We start from the raw sequence: 24747 nt of genomic DNA, 5'->3' as shown, positions 1-24747 counted from the left end.
CTCTATTACTGATGGTTATTTTGTAACTATTATAGTTACATATGAAAAGTAAGTCAATTCTTTTTAATCGTAAATAGAAAAGGGACCTCGTTGTGAGGTCCCTTCACTTTATTATTTAAATTAAAAATGATCAGCGTGTGAGTCTAGCTTGCTAATACCGCCACCGTCACCTTTATTGAAGTTGGCTGGTGCTCCTCCCGTGTCCCCTATATTAACGTAGTCCGGTCTTGCTGGTGCTCCTCCCGTGTCTCCAATGTTAACGTAGTCTGGTCTTGCTGGCGCCCCTCCTGTGTCTCCTATATTAACGTAGTCTGGTCTTGCTGGTGCTCCTCCCGTGTCCCCTATATTTACAGCTTGATTTGTAAAAGAACTATTGAATCCAATTGATAATACCCCTACTAATGCAGCCCCAACAATAGCTAAACGAAATTTCTTCATTATTTTAACGCTCCCTTTTCCAATATATTTTTTTGAGCCTTATTATTCATATAAAAATATTTACTTGCCTTAACATGATCATCAACTTCATAAAATTTCATTGCTAAAATTTCAGTGTATTCTTGAATACAATCCCATAATCTTTCTCTCTCAAAATAAGAAAGGCCTTTTAAAATTACATCTTCAATAATTGATATAGAAGAATTTCCATTGAGTTCTTTCAAAATTTTAAACCGATGTTGAAATTCTTTTTCGCCTAAATCAATACAAATATTTAAACCTTTTTCAACAATTGGATTCGCTAAATTATATTCTCCTAATTTGTAATGTTCACGTGCTTCTACAAACAAGGCTTTAAAATGTTCTGGGTAATTTTTTGTCACCTCAGATATATGGCGAATCGCTAATTCTGAAAGGTTTTGACTGGCATAAAGCCAAGCTAAATTATGTCGAACCATTAGCATATATTTTTTTTGATTTGCTTTTTGCAATACTTCCATAGCAGCATTAAAGTTCTCTTCCGCTAATTCATAGTGATCTATGTCTACGCAACATAGCCCAAAAGCATTTTCACATAATCCTACTTTTATTTCATAGCCTGGATATTTCAAAAATGCCGCTTTGGCTCTATTCAAGTAATCTATTGCATGAACTTGGTCATATTTTTGGTAATAGAAATTCCCCATTCGATAATTAAACTCCGCATGCTCTATCGGATCTGCAATATATTTCAATAACTTCTCAGCTTGTTCATACTGTTCTTTCGCTTCGTTATAATTTGAAATTAATGTACAATGAAATCCTTTAAAGAAGTGATAGTAATACGCTAGAAAGCCTTCTGTCGGAATTTCGAAAGATTCCACTTTATCAAAACTATCTTCTCTAATTGAAATCCAATCAACTAATGCATCGTATCTAAAGTTCAATAACGCATGATAAAGTAATACATCTTGATCCACTTCCAAACTACTAATCTTACTATCAATCTCCTCTTTCATTTCCGTAACTTGCTCTATTTGTTGCTGCAACATTACACGATACCAATCATCTAAAGAATGTTTCATTTGCTCCTTCGTTACTATATTCGTTCCCATACCTTCGCCTCTCCCTTGCCAAATTATAAATTTGGGATATTTATACAATTATCCAAATTGTATATTATCACCTCTTTTCTATGTATTGAAAAATAATTATCAGAAAATTTATAATTTAAAATCATTATACTAAATATTTCTATTTCGAAAATTTGAGAAACATTTGTCAGAAAACTTTATAGACCAAATAAAAAGCAAGCAGTTCCAGCACTCCGCTAAAACTACTTGCTCTTCTACTTACTATCTCTGTTTTTACTCTTTAATAAATTCCTTCGTACTTCTCACTGTATCAATTGGACGAACTAATTTTTCAATTTCTTCACGTTTTGGTTCTAGGAATGGAGGTAAAGATAATTTTTCTCCAAGTGTTTCGTAGGGCTCATCTCCCATAAAACCAGGACCGTCTGTTGCGAATTCAAATAAAATTTGCGGTGCAACTCTTGCGTATAATGACTCGAAGAAGTGACGGTTTACATAACCAGATGAAGGGAGACCAACGCTACCTATTCTTTCAATCCATTCTTCTAATACAGCGCGATCTTCTACGCGGAATGCCGCATGGTGAACTGTACCAAAACCTTGTTGTGCTTCAGGAAGAACTGTATTATGTTCTACAATGACTGATGCACCGTTTCCACCTTCATTCACTTCAAATAAATAGAATTCTCCTTCTTGAGCAATCTCTTTAAATAATAGAACTTTTTCTAACACTTCTTTAAAGAAACTAAAGTTTGCGATACGAATAAATACAGGTCCTAAACCAGTAATTGCATATTCTAATGGAACTGGACCGTTTTGCCACGGTGTACCTGATTCTATCCCTTTATCAAGTTCATCCGAGATTAATTGATAGTGTTGATCATCAAAATCAACGAAAGAAAGAGTTTTCTTACCAAATTGCTCTTTAATTCCTGTATGTTCCACTTCAAGACGGTCAAAGCGTTTCACCCAATACTCTAATGCTGCATCAGTTGGAACGCGGAATGAAGTTTTTGAAATTTCATTTGTACCGTGTACTCCTTTTGGAACACCTGGGAAGTCAAAGAATGTCATATCTGTTCCGGCACTACCTTTATCATCTGCAAAAAATAAATGGTACGTTTGAATATCATCTTGGTTTACCGTTTTTTTAACTAAACGCATTCCTAAAACATGAGTGAAAAACTCATAGTTCTTTTCTGCACTACTTGTAATCGCTGTAACGTGATGAATTCCTTTTAATTGGTTCATTTTATATTCCTCCAATGGTTTTCATTTATATATTAAATTTGTATTTTTTCTTCTATTACTTCTCTTCAATCGGAGCTAAATTTGCTTCAATTTCTGCTCGCTGATCTTCTAAGAACGGTGGTAAATCAAGTTTTTCTCCTAAATGCTCCACATCTCCATCAACTGTAAATCCTGGTCCATCTGTCGCAATTTCAAATAGAATTCCGTTTGATTCACGGAAATATAAGCTTTTAAAATAGAAGCGGTCAATGATTCCTGAAGAATGGAAACCTCTTTGTTTCACCTGTTCTTCCCAATAAGCAAGCTCTGCATCGTTTTTCACACGAATCGCTAAATGGTGAATGCTACCGCGGCCCGGCTTTTCAGAAGGACCGTCCAAATATTTCACAACGATTTCCCCAAAGGCCTCTCCTTTAATAGACTGAAAAATTGCTTCTTCGTCATTTCGGCTAACCTCTGTATAACCAAACATCTCTGTAAGTGTACTCGCCATTTTATCAAGTCTACGCACTGTCATTTCCACAGCACCCATTCCTTGAATTTGATACTTTGCAGGAACTTCTGATTTCTCCCACGTCTCCCAATGCTCCACTTTTTCTCCGTTTGAAACGAGTAGTACTAAGCGAAGACCTTCAGCATCCTCAAATTGCAAAGCAGGACGATTTGCATATATTGTCATTTCACTATGTTTCACATCAAATTTCTCAAATCGTTCTTTCCAGTAATGTAAGCTTTCCTCGGAAGGGACGAGTAATCCAATTCGAGTAATTGCATTCGTACCACGATATGTTTTTCCTACTAAAGGAATTTCAAAAAATGATAGCTCCGTACCTGGGCTTCCTGTTTTATCTCCATAAAATAAGTGATACATTGACGGATCGTCTTGATTTACCGTCATTTTCACACGACGTAAACCAAGCACGTTTTTATAAAAGTGATTATTTTCATTTGCGTTTTTCGTAACCATTGAAATGTGATGATGCCCTTTAATTTCATACATCGGTCATTCCTCCGTTTCATTTTACTAGTCAAGTGACAACAAAAAAATAATATGCTTCTTAGCTTTTCAATTTATTCTCATTATGTTTTTATAACTTAGTCGTAGTGTTTACTAAATAAGCTGCATTGAATTCATTCATAAATTACTTTGTCTTGTAAACCGAAAGTAACTGAGTATATGTTTTTCAGGTGACTCATTTGCTTTCGTTACTATCACTTTACAACTCAAGTGATTAAAAAGCAAGTAAAAAATCTCGAATTTGAGATATTTTTTTAGTTAAATAACATTTAGGGTGTAAAATCATTAATTTCTATGTGGGATAGCGTCACATCACTATCAAGCTAAAGACTCCAGGCTCCCCATGCCCCAAAACAAAAATTTTATCTCACCACAGTTGGTTGTTTATGAGAATTCAGTGTACTTTTGTCGTTTTGGAGAATAATGAAATTCTTAATCTAATGGCGATGAGGAGTTATATTATTTTTCTTCCTACCACAAATGAGAGATACTAACTCAGAGAAGATCTTCTGGTGCATAGCCTACTCGTTTTAAAATCACTTTCTTTCATATCAAAGTATTCTAATCCTACTACATCACCCGGCAACGTATCCGATGTAAATTGAACACGCTAAAAAGCCCCATCAATACTTTTCGCAAGAGTTTTGGCTAATGTTGTTTTCCCTGTTCCTGGTACGTCTTCTAATAAAACATTTCCATTTGCAACTAATGCAATCATCGCTAAATCAATTACTCCTTCCTTTCCTACAATAACCTTTGAAACGTTTTCTTTAATTTTTTCTAATATGTTCATATTCCTTATCTCCTTTATATTATTTGATTTTTCTGATATTTTATCCCGATAAACATTTCCCATAAACTAGAAAATATAGATTTTGTTAGTGCTATCCCTTATTTTGAAGGGCTGTTCTTTTAAGATCTAATAACTAACGTTCTTGGACTAAAAACACGCGAGGTTCTTGGTTTGAGGACATTATAAAATCCATAAGTTGATGGATGTAGGATATCGCCAGCATTTTTGAAAAAACACGCTAAGAGTATGCAAGTACAGTTTTTCAGCTAATTCAGCAACAAACGAGGACTCTAAAGCCGCTCCAGGATAGGAATGTATTAAAAAATGCATAGATCCATAAAACAAAAAAAAAGGAAGTTCCCTTGTGAGAATAGGGGTTCCTCCTTGTCCTTGCTACCGATAATAAGACGTTATGTTAACTTTACATGAATATCATATACAACCAAAATTATACAACATATCACTTCCTCTAAATGGTACAATTAGGAAAAAGGGGAGGGAAGTATGAAAAATAAAATACCTCTAATAACATTCATTTTAGCTGCTTTATTTGTAGCTGGAGGTTTTGCGTTCTTCTACTGGATCAAAATATTCCCATTCAACTAAAGAGACCTAACTACCGATAACACTGATTATATGAACGAAAAGCCCCTTGAGAAAATCTGAAGGGGCTTTTCTAGGTTTCTAGATAGATTGACTCCTCATAATGAGACGTTATGTTAACCCCATATGTATAGAATATACAGTTAACTAAAAATGAAAAGTTTACATTTTTTATTGTTTCTTATAAGTGGATTATTTGCATTCCTGTTTATATAATTTAAACGAATAAATAGCTCCAATAAAGAATACAAAAGCTTCAAATAATATGAAGATTTGACGGAAATTCTCAATATCTTTACCAACTAAAGAAATAAATATAGCATTCATTAGAATCTGAATAGTAAACATACGAGAAGTAATTTTTAAATAAATAGCATTTGTTCTTTCATATGGTTTACCAATTTTTTTGTAAATAATAATAAGTGCAATTACTGAACCCAAAAATAGAAGTGCTGTAAGTCCTACAACGATATTGAAATTGCCTGTACTTTCTAACATCCATTTATTTAATAGATCAATCATTATTATCTTCCTTTCCTACATAAGAGAATATTTCGTTCTTCTTTTTCACTATAATAAAAAAAGAAAAAGGAAAACATCGAACTTTCTTACAAACATTCGTTTATTCTTACAGTTTTGTCATTTTGTAAATGTATTCAGCGCCTTGCCTTTCGCTAACTGGCGGTTCAGCTTGGCGAAAGCTAAAAACCCGCCGAAAATAAGAGCCAGCAAATGAAATTTATATTACCTAATGCTTAAAACTACTTCCTATATCGAGAATTATGTAAATAAGCTGCCCATATGGACAGCTTATTGTATTTTTTGCTTAGCATATTTTTTCTGAAATGCTGGCGGTACTCCGATCTAGTCGAGGAAAGGCACCTTAGGGTGTCTTTTTTTATATAGGGATCCCTCCCACCTTTTAACAAAAATATATGCTAAACAAATTTCAACTCTTATTTTTAGGCCTATTGTACAGGCTGAAGCGATTCTAAGTATCTGCCATATTAAAGTTAATATGCTCCCATTCTAGTGGTGAGATATGTTTTAATCGTTCTTCGTTAACCCCATGCGTACTTCTTAACTATTTCATTTAATTTTTAATACAAAAACAGCCTCACTAAGCTTTTAACTCTTAATGAGGCCATTCTATTTACAATCTTAATTATGGAACGTCGGTTTATAGAACGAACGATTATCAAGTGCGAAGACACGCTCTGTGTATTCGCCTGGTTTTGTACGTCCTAATGCGCGGTCCATCATGTTCATTTTTGCATCTAAGTTGTCAATGTAGTGCAGAATTTCTGCTTCTTTTACTAATGGTGGTTTTGGGCTACCCCATTCTGCTTTTCCGTGGTGAGAAAGGACGATGTGCTGCAAGATTAATACTTCTTCTGCATCGATTTGTAGCTCGTCTGCTGCTTTCCCAATTTCGTTCACCATGATAGAAATGTGGCCTAGTAAATTTCCTTCTAACGTATACGTTGTAGAAATTGGACCAGATAGCTCAATTACTTTACCAAGATCATGTAAAATAACACCTGCATATAGTAAGTCTTTATCTAACGATGGGTATAGAGCTGAGATAGCTTTCGCTAAATCTAGCATCGATACGACGTGATAAGCTAGTCCAGATACGAACTCGTGATGATTTTTCGTCGCTGCTGGATATTCTAAAAACTCATTTTGATGCTTATTTAATAAATGTCTTGTTAGACGCTGAATGTTCGGGTTTCTCATTTCAAATATGTATTGCGTAATTTTCTCAACCATATCTTCTTTTTTCACTGGTGCTTTTTCTACGAAGTCCGAGATATCTGTTACTTCATTTTCATTCGCAACTCGAATTTGTTTCACACGTAATTGAATACGTCCTTTATAGTTTAAAATATCTCCAGCTACTTTAACGATTGTTTCTGCTACATATTGTTTCTCAACTTCTGGTGATACATCCCATAGCTTCGCTTCAATATCTCCACTTGGGTCTTGTAAAATTACTGTTAAAAACGGCTTTCCATTACTTGCGAGACCTTTTGTCGCTGTTTTAATTAACAAGAAAACATCGACTTGTTCACCAACTTCATATTCTGCAATTTTCTTTTTCATTCGAATTCCTCCACCAAATCAGTTACTTTTAGTATAGCACACTACAACTCATTTTCTTTACGCTTATGCGTTAATTTTATAATCTGTTCTTCTGTGAAATACGTTAACAAATGCGCATGACATGTAAAGAAGCTGACTTGTCTATCTTTCGCAATTTCCTTTATTAGTTCAATCGTTCGATTCGTCCTTACCACATCAAAATGCACGAAACTATCGTCAATAATAAATGGATAATCATGCTCAAATGTTTTCGCTAATGCAAATCGTAACGATAAATACAATTGCTCCGCTGTCGCTTGGCTTAGTTCATGACTGTAAAAACGTATACCGTCGTTACGTTCAACAATGAACGGCTCCGCCTCTGACGGTGAAAAGATTTTACTATAGCGCCCGCCCGTTAAATAGACGAAATATTCTTCTGATTTTTGTAAAATACGAGGCAAATGTACCTCATGATAGTATTGCTTCGTTTTCGTTAACACCGTCTTTGCTGCCGCATAAGCAGCCCACTTTTTCACTTGTTCGCGCACTTGCGCTTTTTTCATTTCCCATTCATGCATTAAATCACCGTACGTACTGCCTTCTTCTAAATTCTCAATTTCCATACGATGTTTCGCAATGCGCTCTGTCAGTTCTTTCTCTTTTGCAAGACAGTTTCGCACGACTGTCATTTCTCGCTTTAATTTTTCCTCATAACCTTCAGCTTCATAATGTTCAGCTAATGACAAACTCGTTAAACGCTGCTCTAAAAGCTCAATTTGCGGTAATAAACGCCCCACTTGTTTCTCTGCATCTTCACATTTCTCTGCCAGTTTACCTGCTTCTAAAAACATCTCTTCATCTGTAGCCTCTGCAATATGCCACAAACTATCTCGTTCTACTAGTAGCTGTTTCAATTGCTCTTGCATGAACTCATATTCTTCTTGCCATTCCGTCAGCTTCTCTTTTAGTTGCTTACAAGTTTGGCGCTTTTCTTTCTCATTTTGCATACGACTTTGTGCCTCGTGCAGCTTATTATACTCCGCGCTACCGATAACAGTTTCTAGTTTATGTTCAAAGTGCGAAATCATTTCATATAATGAAGATTTCCGCGTGCTTTGTTTCTCTACTTCACGATACAGTTGCTGCATTTTTTCAATCCGCTCAAATGCCGGCAATATGTGTGCATACGTATAAAATTCAGGGAACATATAGCGCGTTTTATACGCATCGACTTGTTCTCCTGCGCGGAACGTTTCTCTCTCCCATTCCTCATACGATGAAACGACTTTATCATAAGCTCGTTCCATTTGCTGTAACTTATATGACTCGCGCTCAAATAGCTTACGGATCTCTTCATCTTTTTCTAATTGATAGCGAACGGACATCGCTTCTTCACTTTGTCTTCCGCCAGCACTTTGCTGAAGAGTAAAAAGTTCTTCTTGTAATCCACTTGACGGATCTTTATATAAAACAAGGGCGAGAACAATCCCTACAAAAACAATGACACTAATAAATAAAAGCTGGCGGTTATCTATAAATAAGCTCGTGAATAAAACACCTGTGTTAATAAGAAGTAACAGAAGACAAACTCTTTGCCACTGCTTTTTCTTTTGCGTAGCCGCTCCTACTTTTTCCTCATACTTACGCTTCATTCTATCCGCACCCATACCGATAAACGCCGCGTCTTGGAACGATTTTTCTTTCTCAGCTAATGTAGCACGCTCTTCATCAGCTAACATTTGTTTCTTGATCTGCCTTATATTTTCTTCTTGTTCTTCTAACTGCTCTTGCGCTACTTTGAAGCGATCATCGAGCTGTGCTTTTTGCGTTTCTAATTCGCGCGCTTTTTGCACTGTTTGTGTAATTAGCTCTTTCGTTGCCAAACTCATATCAAACGAAAGAACTGTTTCTTTTTCAAAAGTAGCACCAATTTGTTGCTCTAATTCTGCCATTTCTTCTTTTATATTCGCAATATTCCCCGTCATATCTCGCATTTCTTGGCGTGCATTTTCATACGACATATGCTGCATGCGAAGTTCTTCTACGTAACTTTCTTTTTGTAAAAATTCTTCATCTATTTGAATCGAATCAATTTCCGATTGCACCGTCTCTATTTTTTTATGGAGCGAATCAACTTGTAATTGAAGCGGCTCCATCTTCGCCTTTATCGCTTCATAGCGCGCCGTTCCGTTTACAGGAAATTGCCTTTTTTCATATTCTAACACTTTCTCATGCGCATGCTTTTCAATAACGAGAGGCTCAAGCGCTGCTAATATTTCATAATCTTGCTTTCGCTTTTCCGCGTTCTCCTTCTCCGCACGAACAGAGGCAAGCTTCTCTTCATCCTCTTTTAACTGCTCGACCTGTTTTTCATACGTGCCAATTTTCCCTTGCCACTCTTTCATCTTCTCTTCAAGCTTCTTCATCTCTTGCAGTGACATATTAATCTCTGGCTTACGACCACTCGGCTTAAAGCGCTGATCCATTTCTTTCTCTAGCTTTTTATCGAGCTGTAATAACGCATCGCTTCCAACTGCGCTTGCCGAAAATAAATAATTTCCGATATCCGCTTCACCAAGCTGATGAATATTTTGCAACCCATGCATATCAAAAGAAAAAACAGATTCAAATAAACTTTCATTCATCCCGCTTAATATATCGTGTAAAATTTCCTCGCCGCCCGTTTTTCCATCTTCAAAATAAATGGTCACCTCTCCAGCTGCCGTCTTTGGTAATCGTTCAATTTTCAAACGGCCGTACTTCTCTGTTTGTACAGTAACTGCACCACCATACTTCCCGCCTTCTTTCGGCTCATAACGGCGCTGTCCTCTCGTCGGAAAACCGAACAGAATACTTTTCATAAATGAGCGAATTGTCGATTTCCCCGCTTCATTTTCACCGTACAACACCGTCAGCATCGACAGATCCATTTCCACATTTTCTAATTTTCCGTATCCATAAATATGGAGTTTTTCCATTCTCATTTCTTATCCCTCTCTTGCTGGAATAATTGTTCTAAAATAATATTTTCCGCTTCCTTTTGAATCTCTTTCTTCTCTTCTTCTGTAAAAGATTCAATACTATTACGCGCTACAGGAGATGTCCAAATGGTGCGCAACACGCCGTCCATATTTGTGAAAGCTTCTAACTCTTTCAGTACACTACCGACAAAATGATTTTCTTCTTTCAAACGCTCTATTTCTGCAAAAGAAACCGTCTCATTTTTCCACTTCATCGCATATACGAAATCTTTTCGCTCTTCTCCAGATGCTAAAATATGAAAAATCTCTTCCACGCGCTTTTCGTCACGCAAATAAGGAGAAAGCGGCCCTTGTCCTGTAAATACGACAGTTAGTAGCGTCCCTCCCTCTTCTCTTCGGCACTCATTCATCGCAGTAGATATGCTCGTCATAATTTCATCAACAGTTTCAAGTCCATCAATATTCACTTCTATTTCATCCCATACAACATCTGCCGTATGGAAAAATGAGCAATGCGTTCCTTGTTTCGTAAGTTCAATAAGGTACGCACCCTTTTCCCCTGTCTCTTTACGATGACGCCCTTGTATGTTACCTGAATAAATAATGTACGGCTCTTCTGATAAAATTTCACGTTTATGTATATGGCCAAGAGCCCAATAGTCAAACTGCTTTTCTTTCAGCTCACGAATTTGAAACGGTGCGTAGCGATTATGCTCTGCATCTCCTTCCACACTTCCGTGAAGCATGCCAATATGAAAAGGCGCATCACTCATTTTCGTAAACTGCGCTGTCATATTATCCGTTACTGCTTGCTGCAAATAACTAAATCCGTAAATAGAAGCTAACAGTTCACCATTGTTATAAAATGATTTCTCTTCTACATAAGGCTCCGTAAACACATGAACATTTTCCGGAAACTCAATCGCTGCCCAACTTCCTCCTAAATGATCATGGTTACCGTGAATAATAAAAACAGGGATATCGTACTGCGAAAGTCTCTTCATTTGCTCACGCACAAACACTTGCGCCCGCAAACTTCGCGTCTCCGCATCATACAAATCCCCGGCTAGTAATACGAAATCAACGCGCTCTTGAATCGCTTTATCAATAATACGTTCGAACGATTCAAACGTACTTTGCTTCATTCTCTCCCAAATAGACTGCGGTACATTCATTTCCATCCCTTTAAACGGACTATCCAAATGCAAATCAGCCGCATGTATAAACTTCACTTGTTTCACAAATAACGATCCTTTCTATATTTCAAAAGTTTCATTTTATCCCGTACTAACGGGCAATAGGCAAAGAAGGCAATCTGAAAGTTAACTGCCCTTAAATACCCGATTGGTTCCACTAATAATAAGCAGGGGATGAAAAACTCCCCTGCTTATTAAAGTGTCACTTTATTGTAACATGCAATGTCATATATTTCTTTGCATATTCTAGTGATTTATGCCAAAATAGTTATAAGATTCTGATTTTAATTTTTGGAGGGAATTTTTATGGGAGTATACGTTCTAACAGTCTTTGAAAAAGATGGTTCAAAAGCATTGGACGAATCATTTGAGGCGGCAACTGAAAAAGAAGCGAAAGCAAAAGGTGAATCTATTTTACAAGAAAAAGGATTGCACGAAAAAACACATCGCTGCACATCTTCTGCAGGTAAGCTCGTTTTATTCCAGCGCTAAAAAAAGAAGCGTCATCCGCTTCTTTTTCACTCTACTATATCTTCGTCGCACCACGTAAACTCCACATCTAGAATGCGATTACCGATACGTACGCGTTTATTCCATTTACCTGTTTGGATCTGATGTTGCAATTCTGCCTTCATCTTTTCCGTCCAGTTATGAATCGTTTCACTACCGTCGTACGGATATATGCCCGGAAACTCTTCCTGCAGAAGGTGTAAGCTCTCTGCATCAAAATGAAAATGGAAGAAGTAGTTTGCTGTAAGCGATGGTTCTTGTAAACGTAAAAAATGATCATCAATTTGCTTTCTATTTCTATAGAAAGTAAAGATATTCACTTTACCGCTCGTAATTTGGTCAATTTGAATTTCGTGCTTCTCTATAATCACGTCTTGCCCACCTCGTTATATACTACCTTTAGTATATATGTCTTTTGCAACAAAGTTAACCATTTTCGCACGAAATTCATTTCCTTCATTATATTACCTGTACCTCCAAGTACAATCAGAACAAATAAAACAAAGTTGAAGGGGAGCGATCACATGTATTTCGGAAGCAAAGGTTGGTATGTAAAAGAACTTAAAAAATTAGGTATCCGTACTTATGAAGGTAAAAAACTAGAATCTTATCGTACGCATATTTTATCTAGTTTACTTGAGAGAATGAAGAAGGCTTCGGCTTAATAGACAAATAGAAGAAGCTACTTTAAAAGTAGCTTCTTCTATTTGAAAAATCGCTTATCCTTTGTACCAATCATAGCCTAAACGAACAACATTAGCCTCCATATAAGACAATGAATTTTCTCTAAGAAACGTCTCGTAGTTCACAAAATTATTCATCCCAAACCTATCCTTATGTAACCACGTTGCGTCACATTCATCACAAACATATACAACTTTATCAATGTCTTTTATTTCAACTTTACAAACGAGACCATTCCCATCACATCTTGGACAAACAACTTTACCTTTAAATAGCTCCATCTATAATTCCCCCATTACAAACTTTTAAAGCCCTCATTATATAATAGAATTTAAAATTGTTCTTTTTAGGCCATATATTTTATTTTGCGATTATTTTTTGTTTTTTTCTTGAATCTTCTCTACTTCATTTTTTATATCCTCTGATATAGCCACATCAATATTCCCTTTATATTTCTTGTATTCTTGGAATAGCATGTTTGCATTTTGATTAAACGTTATCAGAGTTCCACTAGGAGATTCTGTTTGTTCCTTTAAAGATGTAATAATTCCATACATCTTCTTGTATTCATCATAAAGTTCTTTGTACTTATTTGGATTTTCTTTCGCAGCTTCAGATACCGTTTTTAATTGCCCTTCCATATCACTATATATTACAGAAGATTGAGCCACCATTGAATTTAGAGATTTTTTCTTAGCATTTAAAGCTATGTTAAAATTTCGGCGTTCATCAATAGCTTTAGACCAGGACTCTGAATATTGCGGTAAAACAAAATCAGCAACAAATCCCATTAATTCAATATTATTATAAAATTCCGCTGCGGCTTGAACATAGCTAGCTTCACGTTTCTTCTTTTCCTCTGCTTCTTTGGCATTTTTTTGTAATACATTCATACTCACAAGGGCTATCATGATCACAACAATCCCTAAAATTCCCCAGATTATCTTTTTATTCATGCTGACTCCCCCATTTATGTATAATCTTTAAATTATATTGGTAAAAACAAAATAAAAGCACTCGTTCGGGTGCCTTTAACTTTAGTTTTTATTGGGCTAATTCTTCATGTTTACTCCCTCTTTAAAATTTCTATTCCCTTTTATATATGTAACGAAATAAGTAGCCAAGCTAAAAATGCTATAATACATTTGACTACATTAAGGAGGAACCATTATTTTGCGCGGAACATGCATTCAATTTCATAAGTTTGGTAACCCAAACGATGTATTACAAGTTGAATATAAAAATATAGAACCATTAAAAGATAATGAAGTGCTAGTTCGTATGTTAGTTAGACCGATTAATCCATCTGACTTAATTCCTGTAACTGGAGCGTATGCACATAGAATCCCTTTACCTAACATACCTGGTTATGAAGGTGTTGGTATTGTTGAAGGTGTTGGTGCGAGTGTTTCTAGAGACCTTATCGGTAAACGCGTGCTACCTTTACGCGGGGAAGGTACTTGGCAAGAATATGTGAAGACATCAGCTGATTTTGTAATCCTTATTCCCGATTCAATTGATGATTTTACAGCTGCACAAATGTACATCAACCCATTAACAGCTTGGGTTACGTGTACAGAAACGCTAAACTTAAAACGAGATAACGTTTTATTAGTAAACGCTTGTGGATCCGCTATAGGTCATCTTTTTGCACAGTTATCACAAATTTTAAACTTTCGACTCATTGCAGTGACTAGAAATAGTAAACATACAGAGAAATTACTTCAGCTCGGTGCTGAATATGTAATAGATACTTCTACTGTTCCACTTTATGAAACCGTTTTGGAGTTAACGAACGGGATAGGCGCAGATGCTGCGATTGATTCTATTGGAGGATCCGATGGAAATGAATTAGCATTTTGTGTACGTCCAAATGGACACTTTTTAACTATCGGTCTTCTATCAGGCGTACAAGTAAACTGGGCCGAAATTGTTACGAAAGCAAAGGTGCATGCTAACATATTTCATTTACGACATTGGAATACAGACGTGTCACCGTATAAATGGCAAGAAACGTTTCGTCACTTAATTCGTTTAGTTGAGGATAAAAAATTACGTTTTATGACAGTACATTCTACGTATGACTTAGCGGATGTGAAAACTGCGGTTGCTGTTGTGCATTCTGCTGAAAAAACAAAGGGAAAAGTGTTTTTAACGAGTTATAAAAAAAATCCCCTCAAAGCATAAGCTTCGAGGGGGAGCCTGTTTTTTATTTACTTATATACGTACAGCTGTACCACTTACAGCAACCATTAACATTCCATCACGTACAACTTCGTAATCTACGTCAATACCAACGATAGCGTTCGCACCTTTTTGTTTTGCAAGTTCTTTCATTTCATCCATTGCGATATCACGAGCTTCTTTTAGCTTGCTTTCATAAGAACCAGCACGACCACCGACAACATCACGAACTGAAGCAAATAAATCGCGGACAATATTTGCACCCATAATAGCTTCACCATTTACAATATCGATATACTCAATAATTTCTTTACCTTGAATTCCAGAAGTTGTTGTTACAATCATGACTGACACTCTCCTAATAAGTTGTAGTTTTAATAAGCTTTCTTATGTCTTTATTATGACATGGAAAAAGTATCTAATCCATTGAATTACCTTACAGGAATGTGACAGTTTTGTAATAATAAAGCGCGCATTATGTTTAATTTTAATAAAGCGCTTTAATATTCGGATACATAAACGATTCTCTATTTTCTTTCCAATCCTTTTCTACTTCTTTAAAAGTTGGTCGCCCTAATTCTTTGTTATTTTCATGTTTACTAAACCATTTTTTCACATACTGGTCTCCATTTTTATTTTGAACTGTACAAAGGAAACTATTACTGCTATCCTTTAATATTTTTACAATCACGAATAGACACCTCTTCCCTTTTAAATAACATGATAGAACTTGATCTTTTACTATAAGCCCTTCCTCTCTTATAGTCATACGACTCCTCGGCCGCGCCAAAGTTGTAAGATCAAAAAACGATATTCACTTTGTTTACATTTTATTTAAAGAAATCAGAGTTATAGGCATTATGCTTATCAAATATTTTATAGATCTCTAACTTATCATCTAATTTTGCATCTACTAAAATTAATATATTGCCATCGTAAATATATTCTTCATACTTTTTAGCATGTTCTTCTGGAATTCCTAATCCGATAAATGCTCCTATTAAACTTCCAGCTCCTCCGCCAATACCGGCTCCTCCAATAGCTGCTGCGATCGGTCCTGCTGCTACGATTGGACCCATTCCAGAAACGGCAAGTATACCAAGACCTGTTAATAAACCACCGAGTCCGCCCGCTACACCTCCTGCTACAAGCCCTGTCGCTGAAAAGATATCCGCTTTATGTGCAGTTTCATGATTTACTTTTTCACCCGATTTTTCTTCAAGGTGTTCAATTTCCTTTTGATCTTTTGCAATAGCTGAAATGTTATCTGCTGAGTATCCTTTATCATTTAATTCATTAATAACGAGTGCCGCATCATCAATTGTTCTAAAAACACCTACTATTTTTCTATCTACATTCATAACTATTAACCTCCTAAAGTTTTATATAATGTATCTTTATTTTTCTTCATTTCTGTATACACTAATCTTCTTATTAACATAACCATTTACGAAAAAAGCGAATAGTAAAAGCATTACAAGTGAACTACTTAACAAGTAAATTAAATCAAATGTAATATCAATCATCATTTCATTCATGTATACCAGGCTCCTTTTTATTTAAAGTAAAAGTATATTTTGATAGACTAATCTACTAAACATAGACATCTTACAATTCATCTTCAGTCAATCTCTTTGTAGTATATGTATACCCTTCCTAACCTTTTCTAAACGTAAAAAACTATACTTATATTTTTTCTTATTTATATGTTTAACATTTTTTAAAACGGGTATGTTTATATTGTTATGCTTACTATATGGAAAGGAATATTACGATGAACGCCATTCACTCTACTACTATTTCTTATAATGAAACACCTACAATAACTCAGATTCATCATTTTTATGCTTTAATGACAACATTTCAAGCTAATTTGTTTATAAGTAAACATGGAACAATGACATCAATTAAAAATTTAAGCACTCTAGTATCCTTTTTCCTTACTGTAAAGAAGAGAGATCTTGTATTATTTATTTTTGAAGGAATAGATGCAAAAAGAGCTTTAAGAACACTCTTCCCTTCTTAGAATGTTTGTTATCCTCTATTCCCTCGTTTACTACCTTTCCTATATGTTTTTATATTTCAAAATGATTTCTTCTATTAAAAACGAACCCCCTAATACAATAGGGGGATTTCTAGTTTGGCCTTATGAAAACTGATATAATATATATTACGTTTTTCATTCTTTAAAATAGAAAAGTTTTAATAACCTTGAAGGTAGGAATTTTTAATGAACTCGAAAGCAAAATTTAGTATTCGCTACAAAATTATGGCTGGTTATTTAGTTATCATTTTGTTCTTACTTGTTTCTTTCATTATGTTAAACAATGAGATTTCCAACTTACAAAAATCTCGTAATTTTATTATTGATCATGATTTTAAAGTTCTCAATTTAACGAATCAAGTGGAGAAAGAGTTACTAACAATCGAAAATAAAGCGAAAGGGTTTATCATTTCTAATAACCCTAATTACGTGCAATCCCTTAACTCTGCGGAAAAGGATTACGAAAAACATTATCAAGATCTTTTTTCTTTATTAGAGGATAACCCCTCTCAGCAAGAAAAATTAAAACAGATTAACGAAAACATTACTAGTTGGATTAATAAAGAGATTCACCCACTCATTACAAATAATAATAGTAATAATGTACAAACAATTGACACGACTCAAATTCAGTCATTACAGTCGCAGCTAACTAACTTCCGGAGCACTGAGGAGCAACTAACGAAAAAAAGAGCTGCACAATTAGATATTGAAAATAATAAATTAGAGATTTGGTTATACAGTTTATTGTTCTTACTTTCTTTTATTTCCATTATCGTTTCACTCTATATTTCGAATTCCATTACAAAAACGATTAAAAATGTAATTCAAGCTATTAAATCAATTTCTTCTAAAGAAAAAATTACGGAAAGAATTCATGTAAATACACATGATGAAATAAAAGATCTTGCTCATACAACGAACCACCTACTAGATGAAATATCGAAAAGAGAGTGGTTACAAACTGAGCTTGCAGAATTAATTTTAATGTATCAAGGTGTATCTTCTATTGAGATGTTAGGTAAAAAAATTCTTAGTGGAATTATACAAAAAACGCAAACTTCTTGCGGTGCATTTTATGTACGTGAAGAATATGAAGAAACTGTCTACTATGTGAAAAAAGCTTCTTTCGCCGATCAAAGTGCTGATATTGGAAAACAATCTATTAAAATGGGTGAAGGTTTCATTGGACAGTCTGCCTTAGAAAAGAAAAGTTTTATTCTCAGTGACATACCCGAAGAGTTTCGTTATGTCACTAGCGGAGTATTAGAAATACGTCCTAAAAATCTACTAGTCATCCCTATCTTATTTGAGGATGAAGTGATTGCAGTAATGGAGTTAGTAAGTGTAACTGACATTTCAGATTTACATCAAGATTTAATTCAACAAACCATTGATAATCTAGGTTTAACAATCCATAGCATTATGGGACGTATGCGAATTCAAACTCTTTTACATGAATCACAAACAATGACAGAAGAGTTACAAGTTCAATCAGAAGAATTGCAAACGCAAGCGGAAGAACTACAAATGCAAGCAGAAGAATTACGAACAACGAATGAACAATTAGAGTCTAGAACTGAAGAAGCTGAACAAAAGACAGCTGACTTACAAATTACCAAATCAGAATTAGAAGAAAAAGCAAGCGAGTTGTTACGCAGCTCAAAATACAAATCTGAGTTCTTAGCAAATATGTCACATGAATTACGCACACCGTTAAATAGTATTTTACTATTATCTGAAATGTTAAGAGAAAATCATGATAATCATTTATCGGATGATGAAATTGAACTAGCAACTGTCATTCATTCATCAGGGAAAGACTTACTTACTTTAATTAATGACATACTAGATTTATCTAAAGTAGAAGCAGGCAAACTAGACATCATTTTTGAAGCAACGAACATAAGTGACATGGCAGCCAATATGCATCAAAACTTTTTACATATAGCTGCACAAAAAAATGTCGAATTTACTATTGAAGACAGTGATACAATTCCTGATCTGTTTTATACAGATGCAAAACGGATTGAGCAAATTATTAAAAACTTATTATCCAATGCATTTAAATTCACGGAAAAAGGATTCGTTTCTTTACATTTCGATTCAATAGAAACAACCAATTTAAGTCATGATATGCAGTCTATAAGTAAAGATTGGATTACAATTTCAGTAAAAGATACTGGTATTGGTATCGCTAAAGAACAGCATCAACTTATTTTCGAAGCCTTTCAACAGGCAGATGGAGCAACGATTCGAAAGTATGGTGGTACAGGATTAGGTTTATCTATTTGTAAAGAGTTTGCTAGATTATTAGGTGGTTGGATTACGTTAGAGAGTCATGTAGGAGAAGGTAGTACTTTTACCGTATATATCCCTAACCTTCCAAATGGATTAACTGATATACAAGTATCCAATTTAGAAGTTGCAGCAACGATAGAAGATGTTATTCCTGCTGAAGTTGTTGAGGAAACTATCGTTACTACCGAAACAAATAACGTCTTCCAAGAGAAAAACATTTTAATTGTCGATGATGATCATCGAAATATATTTGCGTTACAAAATGCATTAAAAAAACAAAATGCCAACATTATTACTGCCCAAAACGGCTTAGAGTGTTTAGAAATACTAAAAAGCAATACAAATATTGACCTTATTTTAATGGATATTATGATGCCTAATATGGACGGTTATGAAACGATGGAAAATATCCGAATGAACTTAGGGTTACATGAAATACCTATTATCGCATTAACTGCTAAAGCAATGCCAAATGATAAGGAAAAATGTTTATCTGCTGGCGCTTCAGATTATATAAGTAAACCATTAAATCTACATCAACTCTATTCGGTAATGAGTGTATGGTTAATAAAATAAGTGAGGTTTAGTTGGAGTGGAAAATAAGTATTATAATTTTGATCCATCAGTAGATACGGATGAGCGCACGAACTTAGAAATTGAATTACTATTGGAAGCGGTATTTAAACTATCAGGATTTGATTTTCGTCAATATGCTCGCACATCTATTTATAGAAGGATTTGTAATCGAATGCAGCTCTCTAATATCCCAACCATTTCAAAATTAATTGAAAAAGTAATTCACGAGGAAGGGGTTTTAGAACAGTTATTAAATGATTTCTCGATTAATGTAACTGAGATGTTCCGTAACCCTGCCTTTTTTAAAGCGCTTAGAGAGCATGTTATTCCTGAATTAAAAAAGCATCCTGAAATTAGAATTTGGCATGCTGGATGCGCAACTGGTGAAGAAGTATTATCAATGTCTATCTTACTTCGCGAAGAAGGATTAAGTGAAAAGTCGGTTATTTACGCAACAGATATGAATACAAATGTGTTAGAAAAAGCAAAACAAGGCATCCTCCCGTTAAATAAAATGCAAACTTACACGAAAAACTATTTACAAGCTGGCGGTACACAAGCATTTTCTAACTATTATTCAACAGATAATCGTTTTGCTTATTTTAATCCATCACTTTTACAAAACATTATTTTTGCACAGCATAATTTAGTAACCGATCAATCGTTTAACGAGTTTCATATTATACTTTGTCGTAACGTTTTAATTTACTTTACAAGTAAACTTCAAAACCAAGTTCAGCAACTATTTTATGAAAGTTTAAGTCACAATGGATTTCTATGTTTGGGGAATAAAGAAACTCTTCGTTTTTCAAATATAATGCCGCATTATACCCAATTTAATCCTAGCGAACAAATTTATCAAAAAATACAATAAAGTGAAACTTTAATCAGTGGGGGGTATCCCCCACTGATTATTAGTTGAACCAATCGGGCGTTTACGGGCAGTTGATCTCCCACCTACCTTCTTTGCTTCAGACTAAATTTTTTGGTGGGAGTCTTACTGCCCGTTAATGCGGGATAAAAAGCGTATGAAATCCTCTGTTTGGATTTCATACGCTTTTTATTTCGCATTCGTTTTTATCATAATGAGACACATATCATCTGATTGTGTTTTCTTCTGTTCTTCCTTATAAAACCCTTCTATCTCTTCTTCTAAATCTCCCCATTTTCTTTCTGTAAAATCACGTAATTTCTCTTCAGACTCAAATTCATCATTTGCAATTGCTTCAAGAACACCATCTGTAAATAATACTATTTGAGCGTTCTTCTCAAAAGGTATAACTGTCTTTTCAACTTTTATTTCATCAAAAAATCCTACCGCACAACTCCCGCGATTTAGTTCCACTACATTCGCTTCATCAACTAGCACGTATCCAGGAGGATGTCCTGCATTTACATATTCAATTGTTCTCTTTTCTGTATCAACTACTAAGTATATCGCTGTAAAATAATAGGGAATATTATCATTGTCATTATGTAAAAGGGTCATATATTTATTTAATTCTTTAATGACGAGTTCTGGATCAATTAAACATTTAATTGTTTCGCGTAATACAGAAGAAATAAACATACAAACTAACGAAGCAGATATACCATGTCCCATAACATCTAATAATATAATACCGTAACGATTTTCATCGATTTTGTACCAATAATACATATCTCCAGCTAGTTTGAATGACGGTAAGTAACTTGCTTCAATTTTTATATGATCTTCTCTTAATGGGCTACTTAATAAGTTTCTTTGCACTTGTGTAGCTAAATCTAATTCATTACGAAGATTTTCTTCTTGTTCTTTATGCCAATTTAATTCCGATTTCAAGCGTAATGCTACACGCATACGCGCTAATAGTTCAACTTTATTTATAGGTTTCGTAATATAATCCATTGCCCCCATATCAAGAGCTTCGGCTAATTTATTTGCATCCTCTAAAGCTGTAACAAAAATAATAGGGATATCTTTAAACTTCTCCTCTTTTTGTAATCGCCTACAAACTTCAAGTCCATCAATTTCAGGCATCATAATATCTAATAGTATTAAGTCAATTTCATTATGCCTGGAAGAATCTTTTCCAAACTGTATGTATTCGAAGAGCTCTTGTGCAGAATTGAGCGATACAAGATCATGATATCCGGCTTGTTTTAAAATTTTCTCAATTACAAATATGTTAACCGGATTATCATCAACAATTAAAATGGACACAAGTTATTTCCCCTTTTCTTATTTAAAATGTAAATCTATTATAATTTTCTATTTTTCTAGTATTACATACTCAGTTACAAAATGAAAATTTCGTACTCAAACATATTTATACAACAAAAGAACAAACCCCTAGAAATAGGAATTTGTTCTTTCACTCTATAAAGTGAAACTTTAATCAGTGGGGGTTTTCTTCATCCCCCACTGATTATCAGCCCTCACCAATCGGACTTTTATGGGCAGTTAACCCCCCACCTAAATTCTTTGCTTTCGCTGCATTTTGAGGTGGGGGGTCTTACTGCCCATTAAAGTGGGGTAAATTTCCACTTTTAATTTAACACCATTGCTTTATCATTTAAAAGACGATCTAATTCTTCCATATGATTTGTTTCATCTGCAATCATATCTTCTAGTTTTACAACTAACTCTGTCATATTTAATTTCGCTGCCTGTTCTTTTCTCGTTTCATAACGCTTAATTGTTTCATATTCTGATTGTCTAGCGGATTCTAACATTTCTCGAACATCTTCCACTTGTTTCACTGGTAAAGGGATCGTAGTAGGTGTACCACCTAGCGTCTTAATTTTCTCCGCTAAATATAGGGCATGTCCTTGTTCATCGCTAATTTCAGATTCAAAGAAAGGTTTTAACACTTGTCTATATATACCAGAAACTGTAGCAGCATTATGGTTATACATAATAATCGCCGAGTATTCTCCTGCTAAATCTTCATTCAATCCTTCTATTAGTTCTTTCACATCGTGTGACATTTTAATATCTCCTCCTATACTTAATAACTACCCCTTTTCTCATGTTTTAAACATCATTATTTTAAATTTTTATGTATCTAAAAACGCGGCTTGCTTCAATTTACTTATCGCTTGTCTTTTAATACGAGAAACGTGCATTTGTGAAATACCTAATCGTTCCCCTGTATCTTTTTGATTTAAATTTTCTCCAAATATATAATGAATAACACTCTTTTCTGTCTCATTTAATACGTTAAAAATATCTTCTAAAACGAGACGCCTTTCTGTCTGTTCATATCCTTGCTCTACTTCACCTACAGATTCAATTCTCGCTACCGAACTTCCATCAGATGAATTTTCAACTACATCATCTAAGGAAGATACTCGATAATTATTTTTAGCATCCATAATTTCTAGCACTTCCTCTTCGGATAGTCCTAAATGATCCGCAATCTCTATAATCTTCGGTGAACGCTGCAGGTGATCTGTTAACTCCTCTATCGCAAGTTTAATTTTCCCGCCCAAATCTTTAATTCGCCTTGGAACGTGAATGCCCCAAGTTTTATCACGTAAATACTTCTTTATTTCTCCTACTATCGTAGGTATTGCAAACGGCTCAAAAGCATTCCCTATCGAATAATCATACCTTCTTATTGCGCCTAAGAGCCCTAACATCCCTACTTGTATAATATCCTCATGCATAGGCCCGCCTCTTGAATAACGATATGCAATGGAATATACGAGATTTTTATAGTGATTAACTAATCTTTCCTGTGCTTCATCACATTGGTTTTGTTGGAACTCTGCAATTAGCTTAATAACGTCTTCTTTAGTAAGATTTGTAGGTTGAGATTGGATTTCCATCATTCTCCACCTGCTCTCTTTGTATATATTTTGTCATTAAAACTGTCATGCCCTCATCATGCATGATTTGTATATCATCCATTAACGTATTTATTAAATATAAACCTAAACCATTTTCCGGCAAATGTTCTACTGGTTTACTAATATCATACGGACCAACTTTCCTTTTTAAGCTACTAAAATCAAAGCTAACTCCATTATCAGCAACCATAATTTCTAATCGATCTTCATATAGACCAAAGACAATTGTAATTTCTCCATCATCTTCTTTGTATGCATGTTGTACAATGTTTGTACATGCTTCACTAATAGCAATTTTCATATCTTCTATATCGTCATAAGCAAAGCCCATTCGGTTCGCAACACCAGCCATCGTTAAACGAATAATAGCCACATATTCTGCTTTTGCAGGAATTTTCATTTCTATCTTTTCAAATTTCTCCATCATCCCTAGTCACCTTCTTTCTACTTTTTCAAAATCGGAATTCAAATTTAATATTTCTGTTAGTCCTGTAATATCAAATAATCTTTTTAGTCTTTTAGATACACCAATAAACTCTAGTTTGCCATCATTTTTCTTAACTGCTTTTAATAGAGCTATAAAAACACCTAAACCGGTACTATCCATATAATCTACGTTATGAAAATCTACTACAATATGAACTTCCTTTTCGCTTGCAATAGGCATAATCTTATTTTTTAAATCTGATGCCGTATATGCATCAATTTCACCATTAAGTTGTACCGTATAACCTACATCATTTTGCAAAATATTTATTGCCAAATTCATCATTTCCGCCCCCTTATCTCAAACTACTACTATGTTAATTACCCATAAAAATTAATTTTAAACATATTTTTTTATTTTCATTATAAATAAATTTTCCACACCTTTCTCGGCTTAACACTTAAAAAATACTACCGAATGTTTAAATCTTATAAATTTGTGTATGTATAATGTATAAACATTATTTTTAGGGGGATCTATCTATGGAAGAGCACCACTTTAAAAAGGGAGATTTCGTTCAATTTTCTTATCGACACGATCATGCTACAAAATTAGTTGGTTCCATTATTAACATACTGACGAATACAATTGTAGTTGATATAGGTAATAGCGATGACTTATCCCATATAGAACCAAGGCAGGTCGTAAGAATAAATAATTGTGAAAAAGTAACGATGGTTTAATAC

Annotated in this window: 27 protein-coding genes and 1 pseudogene; 7 read left to right on the top strand and 21 right to left on the bottom strand. The window is 34.6% G+C overall.

Features of this window, described 5'->3' with window-relative positions; all coding sequences use genetic code 11:
• Nucleotides 1–120: 120 nt before the first annotated feature.
• The 9 genes and pseudogenes from ACS2MN_RS06505 to ACS2MN_RS06465 form a co-directional block, all read right to left on the bottom strand.
• Nucleotides 121–438 (bottom strand): Phr family secreted Rap phosphatase inhibitor, encoded by a 318-nt coding sequence (locus ACS2MN_RS06505; RefSeq protein WP_098054317.1) that lies wholly within the window; start codon nucleotides 436–438, stop codon nucleotides 121–123.
• Entirely contained in the window at nucleotides 438–1532 is a 1095-nt protein-coding gene (locus tag ACS2MN_RS06500) for a hypothetical protein (RefSeq protein WP_000537075.1), read from the bottom strand. The genes ACS2MN_RS06505 and ACS2MN_RS06500 overlap by 1 nt, the downstream gene beginning before the upstream one ends.
• A gap of 252 nt (nucleotides 1533–1784) precedes the next feature.
• Nucleotides 1785–2762 carry a ring-cleaving dioxygenase gene (locus ACS2MN_RS06495; RefSeq protein ID WP_088056153.1) on the bottom strand — a complete coding sequence of 326 codons (978 nt, stop codon included), beginning with the start codon at nucleotides 2760–2762 and terminating at the stop codon, nucleotides 1785–1787.
• Nucleotides 2763–2817: 55 nt separating this feature from the next.
• Nucleotides 2818–3762 (bottom strand): ring-cleaving dioxygenase, encoded by a 945-nt coding sequence (locus ACS2MN_RS06490; RefSeq protein ID WP_000272971.1) that lies wholly within the window; start codon nucleotides 3760–3762, stop codon nucleotides 2818–2820.
• Between the two features lie 544 nt (nucleotides 3763–4306).
• A pseudogene (locus tag ACS2MN_RS06485) lies at nucleotides 4307–4573 on the bottom strand (AAA family ATPase); the annotation flags it as partial.
• A 795-nt stretch (nucleotides 4574–5368) separates the two neighbouring features.
• Nucleotides 5369–5698, bottom strand: coding sequence for a hypothetical protein (locus ACS2MN_RS06480; RefSeq protein ID WP_000566287.1), 330 nt, complete (start codon nucleotides 5696–5698; stop codon nucleotides 5369–5371).
• Between the two features lie 639 nt (nucleotides 5699–6337).
• Nucleotides 6338–7282, bottom strand: coding sequence for a 3'-5' exoribonuclease YhaM (gene yhaM, locus ACS2MN_RS06475; RefSeq protein WP_000726648.1), 945 nt, complete (start codon nucleotides 7280–7282; stop codon nucleotides 6338–6340).
• Nucleotides 7283–7323: 41 nt separating this feature from the next.
• Nucleotides 7324–10248, bottom strand: a complete 2925-nt coding sequence (locus tag ACS2MN_RS06470) for an ATP-binding protein (protein ID WP_346994072.1) — start codon at nucleotides 10246–10248, stop codon at nucleotides 7324–7326.
• Nucleotides 10245–11486, bottom strand: coding sequence for a metallophosphoesterase family protein (locus ACS2MN_RS06465; protein WP_000815713.1), 1242 nt, complete (start codon nucleotides 11484–11486; stop codon nucleotides 10245–10247). The genes ACS2MN_RS06470 and ACS2MN_RS06465 overlap by 4 nt, the downstream gene beginning before the upstream one ends.
• A gap of 261 nt (nucleotides 11487–11747) precedes the next feature.
• Between ACS2MN_RS06465 and ACS2MN_RS06460 the strand changes: the two genes are divergently transcribed.
• A complete protein-coding gene (locus tag ACS2MN_RS06460; protein ID WP_000539550.1) occupies nucleotides 11748–11933 on the top strand; it encodes a YhzD family protein in 186 nt (61 codons plus the stop codon).
• 26 nt (nucleotides 11934–11959) lie between these two features.
• Here the strand turns inward: ACS2MN_RS06460 and ACS2MN_RS06455 are convergent, their stop codons facing one another.
• Nucleotides 11960–12322 (bottom strand): hypothetical protein, encoded by a 363-nt coding sequence (locus tag ACS2MN_RS06455; RefSeq protein WP_000582774.1) that lies wholly within the window; start codon nucleotides 12320–12322, stop codon nucleotides 11960–11962.
• A gap of 153 nt (nucleotides 12323–12475) precedes the next feature.
• On the opposite strand from ACS2MN_RS06455, the gene ACS2MN_RS06450 reads away from it, so the two are divergent.
• Nucleotides 12476–12616: a YflJ family protein gene (locus tag ACS2MN_RS06450; protein WP_000273535.1), complete on the top strand. Its 141-nt coding sequence runs from the start codon at nucleotides 12476–12478 to the stop codon at nucleotides 12614–12616.
• Between the two features lie 54 nt (nucleotides 12617–12670).
• On the opposite strand, the gene ACS2MN_RS06445 is transcribed toward ACS2MN_RS06450, so the two are convergent.
• Both ACS2MN_RS06445 and ACS2MN_RS06440 read right to left on the bottom strand, forming a co-directional pair.
• The gene (locus ACS2MN_RS06445; protein WP_000418550.1) at nucleotides 12671–12916 is read right to left on the bottom strand and encodes a hypothetical protein; all 246 of its coding nucleotides are present in this window, start codon (nucleotides 12914–12916) and stop codon (nucleotides 12671–12673) included.
• 90 nt (nucleotides 12917–13006) lie between these two features.
• Nucleotides 13007–13591 carry a hypothetical protein gene (locus ACS2MN_RS06440; RefSeq protein WP_001034988.1) on the bottom strand — a complete coding sequence of 195 codons (585 nt, stop codon included), beginning with the start codon at nucleotides 13589–13591 and terminating at the stop codon, nucleotides 13007–13009.
• Between the two features lie 214 nt (nucleotides 13592–13805).
• Here ACS2MN_RS06440 and ACS2MN_RS06435 point away from each other — a divergent pair, with 214 nt between their 5' ends.
• Nucleotides 13806–14822 (top strand): zinc-dependent alcohol dehydrogenase family protein, encoded by a 1017-nt coding sequence (locus ACS2MN_RS06435; protein WP_438894680.1) that lies wholly within the window; start codon nucleotides 13806–13808, stop codon nucleotides 14820–14822.
• A 30-nt stretch (nucleotides 14823–14852) separates the two neighbouring features.
• Here the strand turns inward: ACS2MN_RS06435 and ACS2MN_RS06430 are convergent, their stop codons facing one another.
• The 4 genes from ACS2MN_RS06430 to ACS2MN_RS06415 all read right to left on the bottom strand — a co-directional run bounded on the left by ACS2MN_RS06430 (nucleotide 14853) and on the right by ACS2MN_RS06415 (nucleotide 16357).
• Nucleotides 14853–15164 carry a YbjQ family protein gene (locus ACS2MN_RS06430; protein ID WP_000637510.1) on the bottom strand — a complete coding sequence of 104 codons (312 nt, stop codon included), beginning with the start codon at nucleotides 15162–15164 and terminating at the stop codon, nucleotides 14853–14855.
• 142 nt (nucleotides 15165–15306) lie between these two features.
• Nucleotides 15307–15510, bottom strand: a complete 204-nt coding sequence (locus ACS2MN_RS06425; protein ID WP_000635853.1) for a DUF4028 family protein — start codon at nucleotides 15508–15510, stop codon at nucleotides 15307–15309.
• A gap of 139 nt (nucleotides 15511–15649) precedes the next feature.
• Nucleotides 15650–16180, bottom strand: a complete 531-nt coding sequence (locus ACS2MN_RS06420) for a general stress protein (protein ID WP_001100088.1) — start codon at nucleotides 16178–16180, stop codon at nucleotides 15650–15652.
• A 36-nt stretch (nucleotides 16181–16216) separates the two neighbouring features.
• Nucleotides 16217–16357, bottom strand: coding sequence for a hypothetical protein (locus ACS2MN_RS06415; protein ID WP_001004566.1), 141 nt, complete (start codon nucleotides 16355–16357; stop codon nucleotides 16217–16219).
• Between the two features lie 236 nt (nucleotides 16358–16593).
• Between ACS2MN_RS06415 and ACS2MN_RS06410 the strand changes: the two genes are divergently transcribed.
• From ACS2MN_RS06410 to ACS2MN_RS06400, 3 genes are all read left to right on the top strand, one after another.
• Nucleotides 16594–16845 carry a hypothetical protein gene (locus ACS2MN_RS06410; protein WP_000991352.1) on the top strand — a complete coding sequence of 84 codons (252 nt, stop codon included), beginning with the start codon at nucleotides 16594–16596 and terminating at the stop codon, nucleotides 16843–16845.
• Between the two features lie 204 nt (nucleotides 16846–17049).
• Complete coding sequence (locus tag ACS2MN_RS06405) at nucleotides 17050–19740, top strand: response regulator (protein WP_098709034.1); 2691 nt, start codon at nucleotides 17050–17052, stop codon at nucleotides 19738–19740.
• 16 nt (nucleotides 19741–19756) lie between these two features.
• Nucleotides 19757–20614: a CheR family methyltransferase gene (locus ACS2MN_RS06400; protein WP_097958782.1), complete on the top strand. Its 858-nt coding sequence runs from the start codon at nucleotides 19757–19759 to the stop codon at nucleotides 20612–20614.
• Nucleotides 20615–20800: 186 nt separating this feature from the next.
• Here ACS2MN_RS06400 and ACS2MN_RS06395 read toward each other — a convergent pair whose 3' ends face one another.
• The 5 genes from ACS2MN_RS06395 to rsbV form a co-directional block, all read right to left on the bottom strand.
• Nucleotides 20801–21943: a fused response regulator/phosphatase gene (locus ACS2MN_RS06395; protein ID WP_346994070.1), complete on the bottom strand. Its 1143-nt coding sequence runs from the start codon at nucleotides 21941–21943 to the stop codon at nucleotides 20801–20803.
• 326 nt (nucleotides 21944–22269) lie between these two features.
• Nucleotides 22270–22710 carry a ferritin-like domain-containing protein gene (locus ACS2MN_RS06390; protein WP_000017755.1) on the bottom strand — a complete coding sequence of 147 codons (441 nt, stop codon included), beginning with the start codon at nucleotides 22708–22710 and terminating at the stop codon, nucleotides 22270–22272.
• A 69-nt stretch (nucleotides 22711–22779) separates the two neighbouring features.
• Nucleotides 22780–23556 (bottom strand): RNA polymerase sigma factor SigB, encoded by a 777-nt coding sequence (sigB, locus tag ACS2MN_RS06385; RefSeq protein WP_043321481.1) that lies wholly within the window; start codon nucleotides 23554–23556, stop codon nucleotides 22780–22782.
• Entirely contained in the window at nucleotides 23519–24001 is a 483-nt protein-coding gene (gene rsbW, locus ACS2MN_RS06380) for an anti-sigma B factor RsbW (protein ID WP_015000196.1), read from the bottom strand. The genes sigB and rsbW overlap by 38 nt, the downstream gene beginning before the upstream one ends.
• 6 nt (nucleotides 24002–24007) lie before the next feature.
• Nucleotides 24008–24346, bottom strand: coding sequence for an anti sigma b factor antagonist RsbV (rsbV, locus tag ACS2MN_RS06375; protein ID WP_001986277.1), 339 nt, complete (start codon nucleotides 24344–24346; stop codon nucleotides 24008–24010).
• A gap of 197 nt (nucleotides 24347–24543) precedes the next feature.
• Here rsbV and ACS2MN_RS06370 point away from each other — a divergent pair, with 197 nt between their 5' ends.
• Entirely contained in the window at nucleotides 24544–24744 is a 201-nt protein-coding gene (locus ACS2MN_RS06370) for a methyltransferase (RefSeq protein WP_346994069.1), read from the top strand.
• Nucleotides 24745–24747 lie beyond the last annotated feature (3 nt).

The organism is Bacillus cereus group sp. BceL062 (assembly GCF_051780025.1).
Taxonomy (GTDB): Bacteria; Bacillota; Bacilli; order Bacillales; family Bacillaceae_G; genus Bacillus_A; species Bacillus_A toyonensis.
This window is presented reverse-complemented; position numbering and strand designations above follow the sequence as displayed.

Coding starts and splice junctions, on each gene's coding strand:
- ACS2MN_RS06505 (WP_098054317.1), bottom strand. CDS start 438: ATGAAGAAATTTCGTTTAGCTATTGTTGGGGCTGCATTAGTAGGGGTA.
- ACS2MN_RS06500 (WP_000537075.1), bottom strand. CDS start 1,532: ATGGGAACGAATATAGTAACGAAGGAGCAAATGAAACATTCTTTAGAT.
- ACS2MN_RS06495 (WP_088056153.1), bottom strand. CDS start 2,762: ATGAACCAATTAAAAGGAATTCATCACGTTACAGCGATTACAAGTAGT.
- ACS2MN_RS06490 (WP_000272971.1), bottom strand. CDS start 3,762: ATGTATGAAATTAAAGGGCATCATCACATTTCAATGGTTACGAAAAAC.
- ACS2MN_RS06480 (WP_000566287.1), bottom strand. CDS start 5,698: ATGATTGATCTATTAAATAAATGGATGTTAGAAAGTACAGGCAATTTC.
- yhaM (WP_000726648.1), bottom strand. CDS start 7,282: ATGAAAAAGAAAATTGCAGAATATGAAGTTGGTGAACAAGTCGATGTT.
- ACS2MN_RS06470 (WP_346994072.1), bottom strand. CDS start 10,248: ATGAGAATGGAAAAACTCCATATTTATGGATACGGAAAATTAGAAAAT.
- ACS2MN_RS06460 (WP_000539550.1), top strand. CDS start 11,748: ATGGGAGTATACGTTCTAACAGTCTTTGAAAAAGATGGTTCAAAAGCA.
- ACS2MN_RS06450 (WP_000273535.1), top strand. CDS start 12,476: ATGTATTTCGGAAGCAAAGGTTGGTATGTAAAAGAACTTAAAAAATTA.
- ACS2MN_RS06445 (WP_000418550.1), bottom strand. CDS start 12,916: ATGGAGCTATTTAAAGGTAAAGTTGTTTGTCCAAGATGTGATGGGAAT.
- ACS2MN_RS06440 (WP_001034988.1), bottom strand. CDS start 13,591: ATGAATAAAAAGATAATCTGGGGAATTTTAGGGATTGTTGTGATCATG.
- ACS2MN_RS06430 (WP_000637510.1), bottom strand. CDS start 15,164: ATGATTGTAACAACAACTTCTGGAATTCAAGGTAAAGAAATTATTGAG.
- ACS2MN_RS06420 (WP_001100088.1), bottom strand. CDS start 16,180: ATGAATGTAGATAGAAAAATAGTAGGTGTTTTTAGAACAATTGATGAT.
- ACS2MN_RS06415 (WP_001004566.1), bottom strand. CDS start 16,357: ATGAATGAAATGATGATTGATATTACATTTGATTTAATTTACTTGTTA.
- ACS2MN_RS06410 (WP_000991352.1), top strand. CDS start 16,594: ATGAACGCCATTCACTCTACTACTATTTCTTATAATGAAACACCTACA.
- ACS2MN_RS06405 (WP_098709034.1), top strand. CDS start 17,050: ATGAACTCGAAAGCAAAATTTAGTATTCGCTACAAAATTATGGCTGGT.
- ACS2MN_RS06390 (WP_000017755.1), bottom strand. CDS start 22,710: ATGTCACACGATGTGAAAGAACTAATAGAAGGATTGAATGAAGATTTA.
- sigB (WP_043321481.1), bottom strand. CDS start 23,556: ATGATGGAAATCCAATCTCAACCTACAAATCTTACTAAAGAAGACGTT.
- rsbW (WP_015000196.1), bottom strand. CDS start 24,001: ATGATGGAGAAATTTGAAAAGATAGAAATGAAAATTCCTGCAAAAGCA.
- rsbV (WP_001986277.1), bottom strand. CDS start 24,346: ATGATGAATTTGGCAATAAATATTTTGCAAAATGATGTAGGTTATACG.
- ACS2MN_RS06370 (WP_346994069.1), top strand. CDS start 24,544: ATGGAAGAGCACCACTTTAAAAAGGGAGATTTCGTTCAATTTTCTTAT.